Genomic DNA, 17,165 nt, shown 5'->3' on the forward strand with positions numbered 1-17,165 from the left:
GACATGGCTATCAACGCATACTGTGGCGTGATGGGCTCCGGCAAGTCGTATGAGGTCGTCCAAGGCCCATTGCTTGATGCTATCGCGATGGGGCGTCGGGTGGTCACGAACGTGGATGGCATCAGCGAGGTGCGCATTCACGACTACCTTGAAAAAAACAATAAACTGACTCGCGAGAAACTTGGCCGCGTGGTGCACGTGCGCACGGACGACATTGTGCGCCCCGCGTTTTTTCCCATGGAGCACGAGTCCACAGATGGTGCAACTGTTACCGCTGGATTTGTTGAACCTGGTGATCTCGTCGTTGTTGACGAAGCGTGGAAGCTTTGGGCATCGGACAAGAAAATCTTCGATGAGCATATGGCATTTTTCCGTATGCATCGGCACTTTACGCATCCGGTAACGGGTGTGGCTTGCGATGTGGTGTTAATGATTCAGGGGATCGCTGACCTTCACCGCAAGCTGAAGGAGGTCGTTGAGCTTTCCTTCCGTATGCACAAACTCAAGTCGCTTGGCCTCGCGTCGGGCTATCGCGTGGAGCAGTACGAGGGTTGGAAGCAAAACAGTAAAACCCGCGTCGGTACTTACGTGCGCAAATACCGAAAAGAGATATTTCCGCTATACAAAAGCTATGCAGGTGCGGGCGGCACAGAGGCGACGGTAGACAAGCGGCAGAACGTTTTAGCAAATAAAACGCTTTGGCTGATGGCGGCCGTCGGCGTTGTGGCACTGTCCATCTCAATTCGTTTCATCTATACGTTTTTCCATCGAGCCCCCAAGGCCAACGAGGTCAGCGCCATGTCTCAGGCGGCTCCGGAAACCACCGCAACCATGCCCTCATCGCCGGTAGCTACGACCAGGCCGAAGGAGGCATTCTCTGATAGCTGGCGAATCGCCGGCACCTACGCTGGACCGGGGCAAGCATGGGTCGTTGTTGCCGATAGCGCTGGTCGGCTTCGTGTTGAGAGTCCTTCTATGTTTCAGAACGTGGGCACCGCTCGCGTAGGGACCATCGACGGCGATCGTGTATCGACGTTTTCGGGTGCGAAGGTCACCACATCTATCGGGAGCCCTGCGCAGGGTCTGGGAGCGCCATCTCGATGAGATATCTCGCTCTACTGTCGCTTGTCGCGGCCTCGGTGTCCTCGGCGTCGGAAAATGCGACGGGAATACCGCCACTGCCACCGTTGCCGCCTTCGCTGACATCGGCGCTGCCCGCTGGCTCGATGTTCGCTCAACCGCTTGTGCCATTGAAGATGGGAAGTGCGAAGTCGGTTGACCTGCGTATGGTGAACGTCGCGCAGGTGATCGATTTGATCTACGCCGATATGTTGCAAACGCAATACGTGCTTGCACCTGACGTTCTATCCGATCAACGCGTTGTCTCCTTCCGATTTGACCGGACCAAGGGCGACATTCGCGAAGTTGTAGCCAGCTTTCTTGAGTCCCTCGGCTTTGGCGTATCAACAAAAGATGGCGTGGACTACGTGTTCAAACGCGAGAAGGAGGAAGCGAAGGAGCCGGACAGGCACACATTGGTTTACTCCCCGAAGTATCGCAGCGCTGACTACCTTGCGCGCCTTGTGCAGCCTCTGTTCCGCGGTCAATTCACGATGAACCGAGCAATTCCGGCACAGTCTTCTGGCGAGCGAGCCAAAGTTGATGCACCACTTACATCTGCGGCCGGCATGGTTGACCAGTCCTCGGACACGATGGTGTTTCTTGGTACGTCCAAGGAGATCGCGCAACTTCAACAACTATTGCCGGCAGTGGATAGGAAGGTTGGCGAGGTCGCAATTCGTGCGTGGGTGTACGAGGTCTCCACAGACGATGAGAGGACAACGGGCTTCCAGCTCGCGGCCAGTGTTCTTGGCGGAAAGCTTGGCGTGTCTCTGGGTGCTGGAACGGTCGATCAAAGCGCAAACGCATTGCGCATTCACACGGGTTTTCTCGATGCGGCGATCGCGGCGCTCGATTCGGACTCGCGGTTTCGTGTCATTACGTCGCCCAATCTTCGGGTTGCTTCCGGCAAGCATGGGCGTCTCAATGTCGGGCAGTCCGTTCCCGTAATCGGATCAGTGTCATATCCGAGTTCAGCCGCGGCCCCCGTTCAGTCGGTGACGTATGAGGACGCCGGCGTGATTTTCGATGTACTCCCTGTCGTGAAAGACGATGTGATCGACACCGACGTGACAGTTGAAATTTCAGACTTTCAAAAGACAACAACCGGTGTGAATAGCTCTCCCACGAAAAACACACGCAAGTCGGAGACGTCAATGGCGTTGGCGGATGGTGAGGTGGTCGTGATGGGTGGGCTGGTGTCCGGCAAGGATTCCAAGATACGTAGCGGGATTGCCTGGCTGCCGTCTTTCATGGACGGTCGCACCGTCGAACACTCTAGCTCGGACATCGTGCTTGTCTTGCAGGTCACAAAGATTTAACCCATGTGGCAGGGGATCCATCGTGCGAACTATGACCGCTTCCATTTGCGCATGTGTCAAGGCTCGGCGCAGCCGATCGCGCAGCGACATGGCCTTTACACAGGCTATACCGCTTTACGCTTCGGGAACGGGTTGGGACGGCCACAGGTCGGCGCAACCCATGCCGAACTTGCGCGCTGGATGGTCTGCGAAGGCGTCGTGGGTTGCTTCGGGCGACCGTCTGCCCGCAGCGTGAAGCGAGGACAGCCGGGCGCGCGAAGCGCGCCTAGATTTATATCAGGGACACTTAACGTACGAGGGATAGCAATGAGGAAATGCCGCGAACACCTATTGATGGAACTAGTTCCTTCGGATTCGAGCCAGCTAGTGACACTTTCATTCACTGCCCGGGGCCTGACAGCGAAAGAGCTTAATCGCGTTTGGAATTCGGTCAGACGCGAACTGGTGCGACGACAGAACTGAAATAAAAAAAGCCCCGACCGCTGCAACGGTTCGAGGCTCCTACTACAGCATTACAAGGACAAGTTGCAATGCACGACGACAGTATAGGTAATTTTTCGGCGTTTCGCCGGGAATGGGTGGTTCGTGGTCGGAATTTTGGCGACGGGCAGGTTGAGGTTACGGCTACGCGATTCGACCGGTATATGGGTGCGCAGGGGTTAAGCCTGATGCCTCGGGCGAAGCGCGGAGAGTCGGAGAATACCGAACAAAACCTCATGGATGCAGCAAAGCGGGCCAAACAGCAGGTACGTTTGCGATGTAAGGCGATAGGTGCTGATCGCATGATTACTTTGACCTATCGCGAAAACGTGTTGGATAAGGCGAGGCTGAAGAAGGACTTTGACGCGCTTCGGCGGAGGCTCGGAAAGGTTAGAGGGTTTCAATACGTTGCCGTCGCGGAGCGGCAGAAGCGTGGATCGTGGCATCTCCATATCGCGCTGAAAGGCCGGCAAAACTATAGTGTGTTGCGGTCGATTTGGTGGAGCATCGTGGGGGACGGTAACGGCAATATCGACGTGCGGAACCCGTTTAGGGAGAAGGGTTTGCGTCATAAGCTCGCGTCGTACCTCAGCAAATACATCACCAAAGACTTCGCTGAACACGCACTTAACGAGAAGCGATACTGGACCAGTCGCGGCGTCGTGATTCCCGAGCGACATCCTATTGCACATCTGATCTGCGATAACGCGGCCGAAGCCATCAAGGTGGCATTCGACGCTGCTCTAAGGGTCGGGTCGACGCTTGATCGTTGCCAGTCGTATTGGAATCAGGATCTCGGTTGTTTTTGGCTTTCGACACGGGAGACATGACATGGTCGATATTTTTCTATCCGCACAAGAATTAGCAGTGCTTACGGGACGAAAAATGAAATCTAAGCAGATTGACGCGTTACGTCGAATGGGCGTTGCGTTCTTCGTCAATGCGTGTGGGCGTCCGGTCGTGGCGCGCTCCGTGATTGAAGGAGGAAGACCGGGCAAAGTGAACTCTGGTTGGGCACCCGACGTCATGCGAGCATAAAGATGGGACGCCGTCCGACAAAAAATTTGCACCTCCCTCCTCGATTGAGGTTAAAGCAAACGTTGCGTGGAAAAAGCTATTACTACTACGACATGGGTGGCAAGCCGCGTCGATGGATTGCGCTGGGCGGTGATTTCGTAGAAGCGCTTCGCAAATACGCTGACCTGGAGCAGGGTGATCGGAACGCACTCGCGATGACGACTTTTCGACACGTGGCGCAGCGCTATGTCACCGAGATCGTGCCAGGCAAAGCCCCTGCCACGCAGAGGAACAATATTATTCAACTTGAACGGCTATATCAGTTTTTTGACGCGCCACCCGCCCCGTTGGACCAGATCAAACCGATTCACATCCGCAAGTATCTTGATTGGCGGAAAGAGTCGCCAATTGCAGCCAACAGGGAGATCGCATTGTTTTCTCACGTCTTCAATAAGGCTCGTGAATGGGGAGCAACCGACAGACCAAATCCGTGCGCAGGCGTTCGCAAGCACAGAGAGAGCGGGCGAGATGTTTATGTGGATGATCACCTATACCAAAAACTGTGGGATAAGGCGGACGTTCCGCTTCGGGAGGCCATGGACATTGCATACCTGACCGGACAGCGGCCGGCGGATGTCCTGAAAATCGATGAGAGGCATTTGCGCAACGGTGTTGTAGAAATCCGACAGAACAAAACGGGGGCACAGTTGCGAATCGAAATTATCGGGGCTCTCGCGCTTGCTTTGGAACGGATTACATTGCGAAAAGCCGGTCATCAGGTCCGATCGACGCGACTCATTGTTGACGAGGCTGGCCGGCCGCTGGGTCGCGACGCGTTGAGGTTTCGATTCGATCGCGCAAGGGAGGCGGCGGGCATCGAAAAGATTGCTTTTCAGTTCCGGGATCTTCGAGCGAAGGCGGGTACGGATAAGGAGGCCGCAACAGACATGCGAGGTGCGCAAGCGTTGTTGGGACATGGCAGTCAAGCAATGACCGAACACTATGTGAGGAACCGGGGAAGAACCGTGAAACCGACAAAATAGCTTTTCACTCTTCCCTACCCCCGATATACTCAACGAGTATATAACGGCCACGGCGAGCGCCTACGCTATGGATTCAACGGTGAGCCAGCAGGATTTTTTGCGCGGCGCGATGGAGACATTGCGGATGACCCGCGACCAATTTGCCAATCGGATAGGAGCTAAGCGCCGTGCGTTGGATAACTGGCTTTTACCCTGTAGCTCCAAAGGATATCGATCTATGCCCGAGCACCTTTGGCGGTTTGTCGCTGAAATCACGGCTCACGAAACCATTAACTAACAAATTTCGAAATATCGCTTTCCTTGCCCCATTGGTTGACGGATTTTACATGACATCAAACTTTGAAGCTGCTGGCTTCGAACTCAAAGGAACCGACGATAATGATCTGTCGGTTTTGCCTTCATCGGTACGTAAGAAGCAGAAGAAAACTGCCCGTGTGAATACGGGCGTTGCTACAAACGATCTAATTCATTCAGCATATGTAGACTCCAACGACGCCGTCTTTCCAAATATTTTAGAAATCTATGTTGCACCTGGGGCAACCATTGGTGATACGACCTATGGGAAAGGTGTATTTTGGAAAAACGTTGACTTAAATGAGTATGAGATCTTTTTTACGGATTTAAAAAAGGATGGTCTGCCAGAGTTCGTGCAGGGGGGAATTGATAGCCGGCGACTCCCTTATGCCAACGAATCATTTGACGCACTGGTCTTTGACCCGCCTTACATGCATACGCCCGGTGGAACAGCGCACAATGGGCACCAGAACTTCGAAACCTATTACGCAAACAACGCCGACCAAGACCACGAAGTAGTCGCAGAAATTTGGCGCGAAACCAACGGAAAGCCACCCAAGTACCACGAGGCTGTACTCGACTTGTATTTCCGCGCGGCTCGTGAAGCCTTGCGCGTCTTACGACCGGAAGGTATTTATATTGTTAAATGCCAGGATGAGGTCTGTACGAACCGACAGAGGCTTACTCATTTGGAAATTACTATCGAATTGCAGAAGCAAGGCTTTATAACGGAGGACCTCTTTGTTGTCGTTCAAACTGGGAGACCGGGAGTTTCTCGTTTGAAAGGCAAGCAGTATCATGCTCGGAAAAATCATTCATACTTCATGGTCTACCGCAAGCCGAAGCAGAAGAAACAACGGAAACTGAGTAAATAAGATCTGATCCCTAGACTGGCGCCAAGCTGTTCCACTCGTGGAAAAAATCTCCAAATGGCTTAACATGGAGTGGTGGAAACTGAGTGGCTAATGCGGCATATGCAGTCGGGGGGTCAAGATAATAGACTCGTTGAAGCCGTGCGATATACATTTGATAAAGACGCCACTGCTCCGGGGTGCATATTTCAACAACTTCCCGGCGGGTTCGGTCCATTTTAGTTTCTGCCAACAGAACTGGTGTACCCATGAAACGCTCGGTGCCATAAACACCGTCGAGTAAACGCTGGTGAGCCCAAAGCATAATAGCGCGTTCGCGGGTAGACGTTTTTATTGGCATGTGGAATTTCCGCATGCCGGGGCCCAAGTTAAACAAATAATCGGTGGGCAACTCTGTGTTTTCGTCGTCGATATTAAGTACGCGAATGCGGTTTACCGGCTCAGTTCGCACCCGCCAAGCGAAAAAAAAGGCAGTGAAATATTCAAAAAACGTTCCCGGTGTTTTTTGGTCCCGCTCCTTCAATAGGTCAATCGCCACGCAGAAGGCAATCGCCATCGAATAAAGAGTCTTGGTGATCTCGCCGCTTGCCGGTAGCGCGACGTTACCACCGTCGTCGAGCGCAGCTCGGAGCTGAATCCAGCGGTCTAGGTTGGGATCGAACAGAGCTCGGTTCACGGGCCGGCTAACGTTTCGAGGTCCCTCAAACGCGTCATATTGCTTCCCCGGAACGCGTGATGTGACCTGTACACGCGGAAACCCTTGCAGAACCTCGATAGCGGCCGCATAGCTGGCTCCGATCGCATCGGCCATCGCTCCGCTAAGGTATCCGTTACGGGCCTCCCTCCTCAGGCTTTCGTAGGCCACGAAAATCGGCCCAACTGGTTGTCGTGTAGCCATACCGCCCTGTGACGAACGTCGCTGTTACCTTTGTAGAACAGCGGCACTTTTGTAGAACAGAAAAAAAGCGGGCCCCATTGCTGGAACCCGCGCGAGTGTTGGTGCCGGCTGCAGGACTCGAACCCGCCACCTTCTGATTACAAATCAACTGCTCTACCTGATGAGCTAAGCCGGCGAAGTCAGCGATATTACTTCATTTGACGACCTTGAGGTGAGCCCGGCCAGTGGATTTTGATCCATCGTCGTCGGGAGGCAACTCGTCGTCATCTCGAGTTGACGCGGCCGGTTCACGGCGTTCTATGCGCTCGGCGCCGCTCTCGTCCGGACCCAATTCCGATGAACGCGGTCCATCCAGACCCGAGACATCGGGCGCCGCGCCCAGTGCTGCGGGATCGACCGGAAACGCCATGCCCTGGCCATTTTCACGCGCGTAGATAGCGAGCACGTTGGCGACCTGCACCTCGATCTTGTGCGACTTGCCGGAAAACCGCGCGCTGAACTCAATCCACTCATTGCCCATCTGCAACTGGCTCGTCGCCTCGAAGCTGATGTTGAGCACGATCTCGTCGTTACGCACGAATTGCCGCGGCACGCGCGTTCCGTTATCCACACGGACTGCTATGTGCGGCGTGAAGCCGTTATCCGTGCACCACTCATAGAGCGCGCGCAACAGATACGGCTTGGTGGAGATTTCTTGCATCGGCTTGTCCTCTATCGATGCGAAACGCCGCCAGTCGACCCGGCGCGCTCCGCGATCGGATACGTCAGCGACGCATCACTTTTTCCGAAGGCGTCAGCGCTTCGATATAAGCCGGCCGGCTAAAGATCCGCTCGGCGTACTTCATCAAGGGCGCGGCGTTCTTCGAGAGCTCGATGCCATAGTGATCCAGGCGCCACAGGAGCGGCGCAATGGCGACGTCGAGCATGGAGAACTCTTCGCCGAGCATGTACTTGTTCTTGAGAAAGATGGGCGCAAGCTGCGTCAGGCGATCGCGAATCGCGTTGCGCGCCTTCTCGTGATTTTTTTCGGCGGCTTTGCCCTTTTCGTTTTCGAGCGTGCCGACGTGCACGAACAGCTCTTTCTCGAAATTCAGCAGGAACAGCCGGGCACGCGCGCGCTGGACCGGATCGGCGGGCATCAGTTGCGGATGCGGGAAGCGCTCGTCGATGTATTCGTTGATGATGTTCGATTCGTACAGGATCAGGTCGCGTTCGACCAGAATCGGCACCTGGCCGTACGGGTTCATCACTGCGATGTCTTCGGGCTTGTTGAACAGGTCAACGTCGCGGATTTCGAAGTCCATGCCCTTTTCGAACAACACCAGCCGGCAGCGCTGGGAGAACGGGCAAGTAGTGCCGGAGTACAAAACCATCATGATTAAAAGTCCCTTCAGAAAACATAAGGGCCAGCGTGCGAAAAGCGCCTTCTGCGAGGCGCTTTGTCGACGCTGACCCACACCGATCGCGGCGTGTTATTTAATCTGCTTCCAGTATGCCGCGTTGAGGCGCCATGCGAGAAAGCTCAAAATTCCCAAGAACATCAGGACCCAGACGCCCAGCTGTTTTCGCGTCTGCTGGGCCGGTTCCGCCATCCACGAAAGGTACGAAACCAGATCGGCCATAGCCGAATCATAATCTACTGGCGACATCGTCCCCGGTGTGACTTGGGTATAACCCGCGAAATGTTTCACCTTTTCGCCAGTTTTTTCGTCGACTTCGGTGTCGAATTTTGCGGTGCGCGTGCCCTGCAACTCCCAAAGCACATGCGGCATTGCGACGTTTTCATACACCCGGTTGTTCCAGCCGGTCGGCCGGGTGTCGTCGCGATAAAAACTGCGCAAATACGTGTAGATCCAGTCCTTGCCGCGCGCCCTCGCCTCCACCGACAAATCCGGCGGCGCCGAACCGAACCACGCTTTTGCATCGTCCAGACGCATGGCGACGGTCATCGTGTTGCCGATCTTGTCCGTGGTGAACAGCAAGTTCGCCTGGATTTCCTTCGGATCGATGCCAATGTCCGTCAGCCGGTTGTAACGCATCAAATTCGCGCTGTGGCAATTCAGGCAGTAGTTTACAAACAATTTTGCGCCATGTTGGAGCGAAGCGAAATTTTCCGAACTGTCGGGCGCGGCGTCGAGCTGCGGGTTTTCTTGCGCGTGCGCCGGCGTCAAGCCGAACGCGACCAGCGACGCCCCGATCAGCACGAGGGCAGAGAGCCATTTTTTCATCGTTGTGTCTCCTGTGTCGACCAGAGTTGGCGCTGAGCGCCTTACCCTGGTCCCATGCAATCTGGCTGCGGCCATATCCCAAGCGAGGTCAATGCGGCTTGAACTGAACGCGGTCAGGCGGCTGCTTGAAGCGGCCGCGCGTCGTCCAGAAAGGCATGCCGAGGAAAAAGCCGAAATAAATCAGTGCGCATATCTGCGCAATCAACGTGCTGGCCGGCGACGGCGGTTTTGTGCCGAGATAGCCGAGCACGAAGAACGCGAACACAAAGACGCCGTAGAAGACCTTGTGGAAAAGCGGGCGGTATCGGATGGATTTGACCGGGCTCCGGTCAAGCCACGGAAGGAAGAAGAGCGATACCACTGCCGTTCCCATCACCACCACGCCCCAGAATTTCGATTCGGTCAGCGCCATGAACACGATCACGAGCAACGCCAGCACCGGCAAGCCGAAGCGCCACTTGCCGCGCCCGCGCAGCAACGCCAGAACGCCAAGCAACGCGATGATCACCATCAGCACGATCTTGAACGGATCGGTGGTCGCGCGCAGCATTGCGTAGAAGGCGGTGAAGTACCAGACCGGCGCGATTTCGTTTGGCGTCTGCAGTGGGTTCGCCGGAACGAAATTGTTGGCTTCCAGGAAGTAGCCGCCCATTTCCGGCGCGAAGAACACGATCGCCGCGAAGATGAACAGGAACACGCACACGCCCATGAAATCGTGGACCGAGTAGTACGGATGGAACGGGATGCCATCGAGCGGAATGCCCTTCTCGTCCTTCTTCGCCTTGATTTCGATACCGTCCGGATTGTTCGATCCGACTTCGTGCAACGCGACCAGATGCGCGACGACCAGCCCGATCAGGACCAGCGGTATGGCGACCACGTGGAACGCGAAGAACCGGTTCAGCGTGACGTCGGATACGACGTAATCGCCGCGAATCCAGAGCGACAGATCCGGGCCGATAAACGGGATGGCCGAGAACAGGTTCACGATCACCTGCGCGCCCCAGAACGACATTTGTCCCCACGGCAGCAAATAACCAAAGAACGCTTCGGCCATCAGGCACAGGAAAATAGCGCAGCCGAAGATCCAGACAAGTTCACGTGGCTTCCGATACGACCCGTACATCAGTCCGCGGAACATATGCAGATAGACGACGACAAAGAACATCGACGCGCCCGTGGAATGCATGTAGCGGATGAGCCAGCCCCACGGCACCTCGCGCATGATGTACTCGACCGATGCGAACGCCAGCGTCGCGTCGGGCTTGTAGTTCATCACGAGGAAAATGCCAGTGACGATCTGGATCACGAGCACCAGCAGTGCAAGCGAGCCGAAGAAGTACCAGAAGTTGAAGTTTTTCGGCGCGTAGTATTCGGAGACATGCGCTTTCCAGGTCGATGTCAGCGGAAAACGCCTGTCGATCCAGCCCAGGAATCCGCTTGTCTCAACGTCTTTATCGGTCGTCGCCATTACGCTTCTCCCTTTTCGTCCTTGCCAATCACGAGTGACGTCGCCGAGGTGAACATGTACGGCGGAATGTCGAGGTTCTGCGGCGCTGGCTTGTTCTTGAAGACGCGGCCGGCCATGTCGTAGGTCGAACCGTGGCAGGGGCAGAGAAAACCGCCGGGCCAGTCATCGGGGAGATTGGGTTGCGCGCCTTCCTGGAAGCGCGGCGTGGGTGTGCAGCCGAGATGCGTGCAAACGGCGACGGCAACGAACAGGTTCTTGTGCTCCGGGCGCGAGCGGAATTCGTTGTTGCAGTATTCCGGCAGCGGCATCGTGAATTCTTTTTTCGAATGCGGATCGGCGAGTTCGGGATCGGCTTTCTTCACGTCGGCGAGCATTTCGTCAGTGCGGTTCACGATCCACACCGGCTTGCCGCGCCAGGCGACAGTCATCATGTCGCCAGGCTTGAGACCGGATATATCTACTTCGACCGGCGCGCCTGCCGCCTTGGCTTTTTCCGACGGTGCAAACGAACCGACAAACGGCATGACCGTGGCTACGCCACCGAGTCCGCCTGCTACGGTTGTCGCAATCAGCCAGGTCCTGCGGCCGCCGTCGACGCGTTGATCTTCGTTGTCTCGCATCACACGCCCCACTTCTGAGTTGGATTTATACCGTCAGTCCGTTCTACCGACGCTAGTGTGCGCGAATGGAGTCGTCATTTACAAGAGTTGAATAGCAAAAAACGCTCGAAGTCCTTCATTCTTAAGGGTTTCCCCGCACTTTTAGGCAACTCTCAAATGAAGGGGTTATTTACGGAGTGCGATTAATTATTGCAGTGCAAGATAATCAGACCGGATTATCGATATCGATAAACACATGCTCGATATCGAAATGTTCGGCCACATGGGCGCCGAGTGCCTGAACGCCATAACGCTCGGTTGCATGATGCCCGGCCGCAACATATGCCACGCCGCTTTCCGCCGCGATGTGCATGGTCTGCTCCGACACTTCGCCGCTAATGTAGACATCGGCGCCGGCGGCGATCGCTTCATCGAAGAAACCTTGCGCGCCGCCCGTACACCACGCCACGCGACGCAATTCCATATCCGGGTCGCCGAACACGAGCGGCTTGCGGCCGAGCTCGTTCTCGACTGTCGCGGTGAAGTGTTCGAGCGACAGCGACATGGGCAATGACGCGATCCAGCCGAGGTCCTGGTCGCCGAACCGGTTGTCCGCGATCAATCCGAGCCGCGCGCCGAGCTGCGCGTTGTTGCCGAACTCGGGATGCGAGTCGAGCGGCAGGTGGTAGGCAAACAGGTTAAGGTCGTTGGCAAGCAGCGTTTTCAGCCGCTGATATTTGCGTCCCGTGACCTGCGGCGCCTCGTTCTTCCAGAAATAGCCGTGATGCACGAGCACGGCGTCCGCGCCCCATTCGATCGCGGCTTCGAGGAACGCCAGCGATGCCGTCACGCCCGTCGCCAGTTTCCCGACGCGACGCGAGCCTTCAACCTGCAATCCGTTCGGGCAATAGTCCTTGAAGCGTCCTATTTCCAACAGATTGTTCAGATACAATTCGAGTTCAATCCGATCCATGAATTCCTCTATTCCATCAAATGCTTAGACGCTTCTGGCTGTTTTTTGCCCAAGCGGTGACCGTGCTGTTGGCGCTGATGTTCATCGTCGCGACCTTGAAACCGCAGTGGCTTCAACGCCAGGGAACGTTCGGCAAGCAGCTTGCCGAACCGATCGTCGCGTTGCAGGAAGTGGCTCCCAGCATTGGTTCCCGGCCTGCTCAGTCGTCGTATGCGGATGGCGCGCAAAAAGCGATGCCCGCCGTGGTCAACGTTTTTTCCAGCAAGGACGGCACTTTGCCGCCCGACCCGCGCGCGAAAGATCCGTTGTTCCGGTACTTCTTCGGCGATAAAAACAAGCACAAAGGCGACGAGACTCCCGCGTCGAATCTTGGTTCAGGCGTGATCGTCAGCTCCGAAGGCTACATTCTAACGAACCAGCATGTCGTCGACGGGGCGGATCAAATTGAAGTTGCACTCGCAGACGGCAGGACGTCATCGGCGAAGGTGATTGGTGTGGATCCTGAGACCGACCTCGCCGTGCTGAAGATCAACATGACGAACCTGCCGACCATCACGCTCGGCCGCATGGACCAGACGCGCGTGGGCGACGTGGTGCTTGCCATAGGCAATCCGTTCGGCGTCGGGCAGACGGTGACCATGGGGATTGTCAGCGCGCTCGGGCGCAATCACCTCGGCATCAACACCTTCGAGAATTTCATCCAGACGGACGCCGCGATCAACCCGGGTAATTCGGGTGGCGCGCTCGTGGATGTGAACGGCAATCTGCTCGGCATCAACACGGCGATTTATTCGCGCAGCGGCGGCTCGCTTGGTATCGGCTTTGCGATTCCGGTATCGACTGCGCGCAGCGTGCTGGAAAGCATCATTACGACGGGAACGGTCACCCGCGGCTGGATTGGCGTTGAACCGCAGGATGTAACGCCGGAAATCGCGGAATCGTTCGGACTCGACCAGAAGTCCGGCGCGATCGTGGCGGGCGTGCTGCAAGGCGGCCCGGCCGATAAAGCCGGCATCAAGCCAGGCGATATCCTGATCAGCATCAACGACGACGCCATCACCGACACGACGCGTTTGCTGAACGTCGTCGCGCAGATCAAGCCCGGGACATCGGTGAAAGTTCACTTGATGCGAAAGAGCAAGGAGCTGGACCTGAATGTGGTGATCGGCAAGCGGCCGATGCAGCCCAAGGCGCCTCAATCACCGGACGACGAAGGCGGCGACCAGGGCGGAGATCAGGGCGACGAGTAAGTGACTTATCCGGACGATGCAAATCAAAAGGCCGTTCCAACTCGACGTTGGAACGGCCTTTATGCTTTAGGTTAGCTGATGACAAACCGCTTACTCGGCATCCCTTTTGGCGTCCTCGGTGGCTTCCGCTTCCTGCACCTTGATTTTGTCCTTCCCGACTATGACTCGCGCTGCAATGATGCCGACCTCGTAAAGAATGATCAGCGGGATGGCCAGAATCAATTGGGAGAACACGTCCGGCGGCGTCACGACCGCTGAGATCACAAATGCGCCAACGATCACGTACGGCCGGATCTGCTTGAGCTTCGCGATCGTCACGAATCCCATGCGCGCCAGGATCACCACGATGATCGGGACCTCGAAGGTCACGCCGAACGCCAGGAACATGGTGAGCACGAAGCTCAGGTAATTATCGATATCCGTCGTCATTTCCGCACCGAGCGGCGCGTTGTAATGCGCCATCACGCGAAAAATGGTCGGGAAGACGACGAAATACGCGAACGCCATGCCGCACAGGAACAGGAAGTAGCTGCTTCCGACCAGCGGCACGACCAGCTTCTTCTCGTGCTGGTACAGCCCAGGCGCGATGAACGCCCAGATCTGGTACAGCACGATTGGCAACGCGATCACGAGCGCGACCATCATGGTCACTTTCATCGGCACGAAGAACGAGCCGGTGACGTCCGTGACGATCATCTTGCCGTCCTTCGGCAAGTTCTGCATCAGCGGCCGGGCGAGCAACCTGAAGATATTGGGCGCCCAATAAACCAGGCCGATAAACACGACGATGACTGAAGCGCCTGCGCGGATGATGCGGTCACGCAGTTCGACCAGGTGCGAGATGAACGTCTCTTCGACGGCCTCGTCTTTAATCTGTTGCGGGTCGCTCACGCCGGCCCTCTGCTGGGATTCATCGATGGAAGGGAAGTTGGTGTTCGCGAATTCAAAGCGGCTGCGTCATCAGAAAAACCGCGTCGGACGGCGCAGCGTTTCTGGCGTATGCCGCGCTACACGCGCCGCGCCCGACTGAACGCGCGTCTTGCGTAAAGACGTACGCTTATACCAGTTTGGAATGGCACTCTGCTTGACGCGCCAGTTCTTGCGCTTGCCGGACGACGCGCCGCTGTCCGACGATGACCGCCACGTGTCGCCCGAAACATGCGTCAGATCCGGGTCGCCGCCGCCTGCGACGCTGTCGGACACCGACGTGCCCTGCTTCCAGGCGTCGTTGAGTTCGTTCTCGTGCTGGCGCAGGTTGTCGTGAATCGTGTTCTCCACATTCGACGCCGCCGTCTCGAACTCGGTACGCATCTTCTTCAGCTCGTCGAGTTCCATCTCACGCGAGACTTCGGCCTTGACGTCGTTGATGTACCGCTGCGCGCGCCCGAACAGCGCGCCGGCCGTCCGCGCCACGCCGGGCAGACGTTCCGGCCCGAGCACTACCAGCGCGACGACGCCGATCAGCGCCATTTTGGTCAGACCAAGGTCGAGCATGGAATCGAAGATCCTGAAGGTGACGAATGAATACGGCTGGAACTACGCGGAGAACCGAGCCGGGCTTGGCTTACCGGTAGTCGCTCGAGCGCGTCTTGTCCTTCGCTTCCACGTCCACCACGCCGTTGCGCGGCAGTTCGCGCTGCTCGGCCGGCGTCTCGCCTTCTTTCATGCCTTCCTTGAATCCCTTCACCGCGCCGCCCAGATCGCCGCCGATGTTACGCAGCTTCTTCGTGCCGAAAACCAGCGCCACGATCAACAAAACGATCAACCAATGCCAAATGCTCAACGAACCCATGACTGAAAACTCTCCTTGGCTTCACTGGGATTGCTGCCCGCAGCGAAGAATGTGGACCTTTCGGCCCGAGTCGGAGCACTGACGCTCCGCTGATTAAACCGACAGTTTGCGCGCGCAATATTGCGATGAAAAGACGCTTTCGATTTCATTACATGAAAACAGCCTTCCTAGCCCATCCGGCGCCACGGCCGCTCGCCCGCAAGAATATGTGCGTGAATGTGATAAACCTCTTGCCCGCCACCCGGCCCAGTATTGATGACCGTACGAAATCCTGTGTCGCCGCCGGTGTATGAAACGCCGAGTTCCTTGGCGAGGCGCGCCGTCAGGCTCAGCATTCTACCAAGCAGCGGCGCATCGGCTTCGGTACAGCTCGACAGTGTCTCAATATGTTTACGCGGAATCACCAGCACATGGACGGGGGCGACCGGATTGATATCGTGGAAAGCAACGAATTCATCGTCCTCATGGACTTTCTTGCTCGGAATTTCTCCCGCGGCGATCTTGCAGAAAATACAGTTCTCTTGGCTCATGTGTCTCGCGGGTAAATCCCGGCTATCAGTGCGCGGTTAAGTTCTGGTTCAAACCCAGGCGCGCGGTTGCAACGGCTTGTTCTCGTACAAAAACAGCCAGCCTTTTATGACCCGATACAAGGTCCAGATTCCGACCACGGCCAGAACGGGCAAACCGATCAGTACCCAGATCAGCGCAACGCCGATCACATGCCCGAGCAACGCCCACCAGAAAGTGCGAATCTGCCACTGGAAATGCGCTTCATATGGCGTCCCGACGACGTCGTCGCGTTTCAGGTAATTGATGATGATCGCAATCAGCACCGTCAATCCGCCGGTCAGCCAATAGGCCGCATAGAGCGCGTACAGCACGTGAGTCAGGGTGCGCAGTCCGCGCAACCGCTCGGAATCGGCCGGGTTCTCGTAGACGGGCGGTGGATAAGGTTCGTACGGCTGATTCATTTCATCCTCCAGATGCCCTTCGATGCGAACCGGCGCCGCTTTTCAGCGGCCGCTTTCGTCCTGCTCGCGGTCGCGGGACTTGCGCAACGCTTTCTCTTCGATCCCCGACGTACCTTCGCGCCGCTCGAGTTCCGCGATGACTTCCGCTGGACCGAGATCGAAATGAGACAGCATCACGAGACAATGGAACCACAAGTCGGCCACTTCACCGACCAGCGCGTTGGGCGCACCACCGTGCCGAGCGTCCTTGGCGGCCAGCACGACTTCGGTGGCTTCTTCGCCGATCTTCTTCAGAACGGCGTCGTCACCTTTATGAAAGAGTCGTGAAACGTAGGATTGTTCCGGATCGCCGCCCTTGCGGCTGTCGATAATCGCCGCGAGGCGCAGCAACGTGTCTTGCGTGGAAGTCGTGGATTCGGTCATTACTTATAGATATGTTCGGGGTCCATCAAGACCGGTTCTACGGCGAGCCAGTCACCTGTTTCCACCGATCCTTCGAATTTTTGGAAAAAGCACGAATGACGGCCGGTATGGCAAGCGATGCCCGATACCTGCTCGACCTTCAGCAATACGACGTCTTCGTCGCAATCGAGCCGGACTTCGTGGACGTGCTGCACGTGTCCCGACTCCTCGCCCTTGAACCACAGGCGTTTGCGCGAGCGCGAGTAATACACGGCGCGCTTCAATTCGATGGTCTTTGCCAACGCCTCGCGGTTCATCCACGCGAACATCAGCACGTCGCCCGTGGCGGATTCCTGCGCGATCACCGGCACGAGTCCGTTGTCGTCCCACTTGACCTTGTCGAGCCAGCCCGACGCTTCAGTTTGTGCAGTCAC

21 protein-coding genes and 1 tRNA gene are annotated in these 17,165 nt (G+C 56.6%); 7 read left to right on the forward strand and 15 right to left on the reverse strand.

Features of this window, described 5'->3' with window-relative positions:
• Nucleotides 1-3: 3 nt before the first annotated feature.
• From AX768_RS13725 to AX768_RS13750, 6 genes are all read left to right on the forward strand, one after another.
• The gene (locus AX768_RS13725) at nt 4-1,104 is read left to right on the forward strand and encodes a zonular occludens toxin domain-containing protein (RefSeq protein WP_062000417.1); all 1,101 of its coding nucleotides are present in this window, start codon (nt 4-6) and stop codon (nt 1,102-1,104) included.
• Nucleotides 1,101-2,441: a type II secretion system protein GspD gene (locus tag AX768_RS13730; RefSeq protein ID WP_062000418.1), complete on the forward strand. Its 1,341-nt coding sequence runs from the start codon at nt 1,101-1,103 to the stop codon at nt 2,439-2,441. The genes AX768_RS13725 and AX768_RS13730 overlap by 4 nt, the downstream gene beginning before the upstream one ends.
• Nucleotides 2,442-2,971: 530 nt before the next feature.
• Nucleotides 2,972-3,751, forward strand: a complete 780-nt coding sequence (locus tag AX768_RS13735) for a rolling circle replication-associated protein (protein WP_062000419.1) — start codon at nt 2,972-2,974, stop codon at nt 3,749-3,751.
• A gap of 1 nt (nt 3,752) precedes the next feature.
• A complete protein-coding gene (locus AX768_RS13740; protein ID WP_062000420.1) occupies nt 3,753-3,959 on the forward strand; it encodes a DUF4224 domain-containing protein in 207 nt (68 codons plus the stop codon).
• 2 nt (nt 3,960-3,961) lie between these two features.
• Nucleotides 3,962-4,981 (forward strand): tyrosine-type recombinase/integrase, encoded by a 1,020-nt coding sequence (locus tag AX768_RS13745; RefSeq protein WP_062000421.1) that lies wholly within the window; start codon nt 3,962-3,964, stop codon nt 4,979-4,981.
• A gap of 326 nt (nt 4,982-5,307) precedes the next feature.
• The gene (locus tag AX768_RS13750) at nt 5,308-6,150 is read left to right on the forward strand and encodes a site-specific DNA-methyltransferase (RefSeq protein ID WP_155524240.1); all 843 of its coding nucleotides are present in this window, start codon (nt 5,308-5,310) and stop codon (nt 6,148-6,150) included.
• Nucleotides 6,151-6,160: 10 nt separating this feature from the next.
• On the opposite strand, the gene AX768_RS13755 is transcribed toward AX768_RS13750, so the two are convergent.
• From AX768_RS13755 to AX768_RS13790, 8 genes are all read right to left on the reverse strand, one after another.
• Nucleotides 6,161-6,958 (reverse strand): hypothetical protein, encoded by a 798-nt coding sequence (locus tag AX768_RS13755; protein ID WP_155524241.1) that lies wholly within the window; start codon nt 6,956-6,958, stop codon nt 6,161-6,163.
• Between the two features lie 186 nt (nt 6,959-7,144).
• Nucleotides 7,145-7,220, reverse strand: a tRNA-Thr gene (locus tag AX768_RS13760).
• Nucleotides 7,221-7,238: 18 nt separating this feature from the next.
• Entirely contained in the window at nt 7,239-7,745 is a 507-nt protein-coding gene (locus tag AX768_RS13765) for a ClpXP protease specificity-enhancing factor (protein WP_062000424.1), read from the reverse strand.
• 64 nt (nt 7,746-7,809) lie between these two features.
• Nucleotides 7,810-8,421 (reverse strand): glutathione S-transferase N-terminal domain-containing protein, encoded by a 612-nt coding sequence (locus AX768_RS13770; RefSeq protein ID WP_031362199.1) that lies wholly within the window; start codon nt 8,419-8,421, stop codon nt 7,810-7,812.
• 96 nt (nt 8,422-8,517) lie between these two features.
• Nucleotides 8,518-9,273: a cytochrome c1 gene (locus AX768_RS13775; RefSeq protein WP_062000425.1), complete on the reverse strand. Its 756-nt coding sequence runs from the start codon at nt 9,271-9,273 to the stop codon at nt 8,518-8,520.
• 88 nt (nt 9,274-9,361) lie between these two features.
• Nucleotides 9,362-10,744: a cytochrome b gene (locus AX768_RS13780; RefSeq protein ID WP_062000426.1), complete on the reverse strand. Its 1,383-nt coding sequence runs from the start codon at nt 10,742-10,744 to the stop codon at nt 9,362-9,364.
• Entirely contained in the window at nt 10,744-11,364 is a 621-nt protein-coding gene (gene petA / locus AX768_RS13785; RefSeq protein WP_062000427.1) for a ubiquinol-cytochrome c reductase iron-sulfur subunit, read from the reverse strand. Before petA ends, AX768_RS13780 begins: the two co-directional genes overlap by 1 nt.
• 205 nt (nt 11,365-11,569) lie before the next feature.
• Nucleotides 11,570-12,316 carry a Nif3-like dinuclear metal center hexameric protein gene (locus AX768_RS13790; protein WP_062000428.1) on the reverse strand — a complete coding sequence of 249 codons (747 nt, stop codon included), beginning with the start codon at nt 12,314-12,316 and terminating at the stop codon, nt 11,570-11,572.
• Between the two features lie 20 nt (nt 12,317-12,336).
• On the opposite strand from AX768_RS13790, the gene AX768_RS13795 reads away from it, so the two are divergent.
• Nucleotides 12,337-13,566, forward strand: a complete 1,230-nt coding sequence (locus AX768_RS13795) for a S1C family serine protease (protein WP_062000429.1) — start codon at nt 12,337-12,339, stop codon at nt 13,564-13,566.
• 90 nt (nt 13,567-13,656) lie between these two features.
• Here AX768_RS13795 and tatC read toward each other — a convergent pair whose 3' ends face one another.
• The 7 genes from tatC to hisI form a co-directional block, all read right to left on the reverse strand.
• On the reverse strand, nt 13,657-14,457 hold the full coding sequence (gene tatC, locus AX768_RS13800) for a twin-arginine translocase subunit TatC (protein ID WP_062000430.1): 801 nt from the start codon (nt 14,455-14,457) through the stop codon (nt 13,657-13,659).
• A 69-nt stretch (nt 14,458-14,526) separates the two neighbouring features.
• Complete coding sequence (gene tatB, locus AX768_RS13805; RefSeq protein ID WP_062000431.1) at nt 14,527-15,060, reverse strand: Sec-independent protein translocase protein TatB; 534 nt, start codon at nt 15,058-15,060, stop codon at nt 14,527-14,529.
• 70 nt (nt 15,061-15,130) lie between these two features.
• Nucleotides 15,131-15,358: a Sec-independent protein translocase subunit TatA gene (tatA, locus tag AX768_RS13810; RefSeq protein ID WP_062000432.1), complete on the reverse strand. Its 228-nt coding sequence runs from the start codon at nt 15,356-15,358 to the stop codon at nt 15,131-15,133.
• Between the two features lie 167 nt (nt 15,359-15,525).
• Nucleotides 15,526-15,888 carry a histidine triad nucleotide-binding protein gene (locus tag AX768_RS13815; protein WP_062000433.1) on the reverse strand — a complete coding sequence of 121 codons (363 nt, stop codon included), beginning with the start codon at nt 15,886-15,888 and terminating at the stop codon, nt 15,526-15,528.
• Nucleotides 15,889-15,936: 48 nt separating this feature from the next.
• Nucleotides 15,937-16,329 carry a DUF4870 family protein gene (locus AX768_RS13820; RefSeq protein WP_062000434.1) on the reverse strand — a complete coding sequence of 131 codons (393 nt, stop codon included), beginning with the start codon at nt 16,327-16,329 and terminating at the stop codon, nt 15,937-15,939.
• 42 nt (nt 16,330-16,371) lie between these two features.
• Nucleotides 16,372-16,752: a phosphoribosyl-ATP diphosphatase gene (locus AX768_RS13825; RefSeq protein ID WP_062000435.1), complete on the reverse strand. Its 381-nt coding sequence runs from the start codon at nt 16,750-16,752 to the stop codon at nt 16,372-16,374.
• Complete coding sequence (gene hisI, locus AX768_RS13830; RefSeq protein WP_062000436.1) at nt 16,752-17,165, reverse strand: phosphoribosyl-AMP cyclohydrolase; 414 nt, start codon at nt 17,163-17,165, stop codon at nt 16,752-16,754. The genes AX768_RS13825 and hisI overlap by 1 nt, the downstream gene beginning before the upstream one ends.

The sequence above is a fragment of the Burkholderia sp. PAMC 28687 genome, from assembly GCF_001577465.1.
GTDB lineage: Bacteria > Pseudomonadota > Gammaproteobacteria > Burkholderiales > Burkholderiaceae > Caballeronia.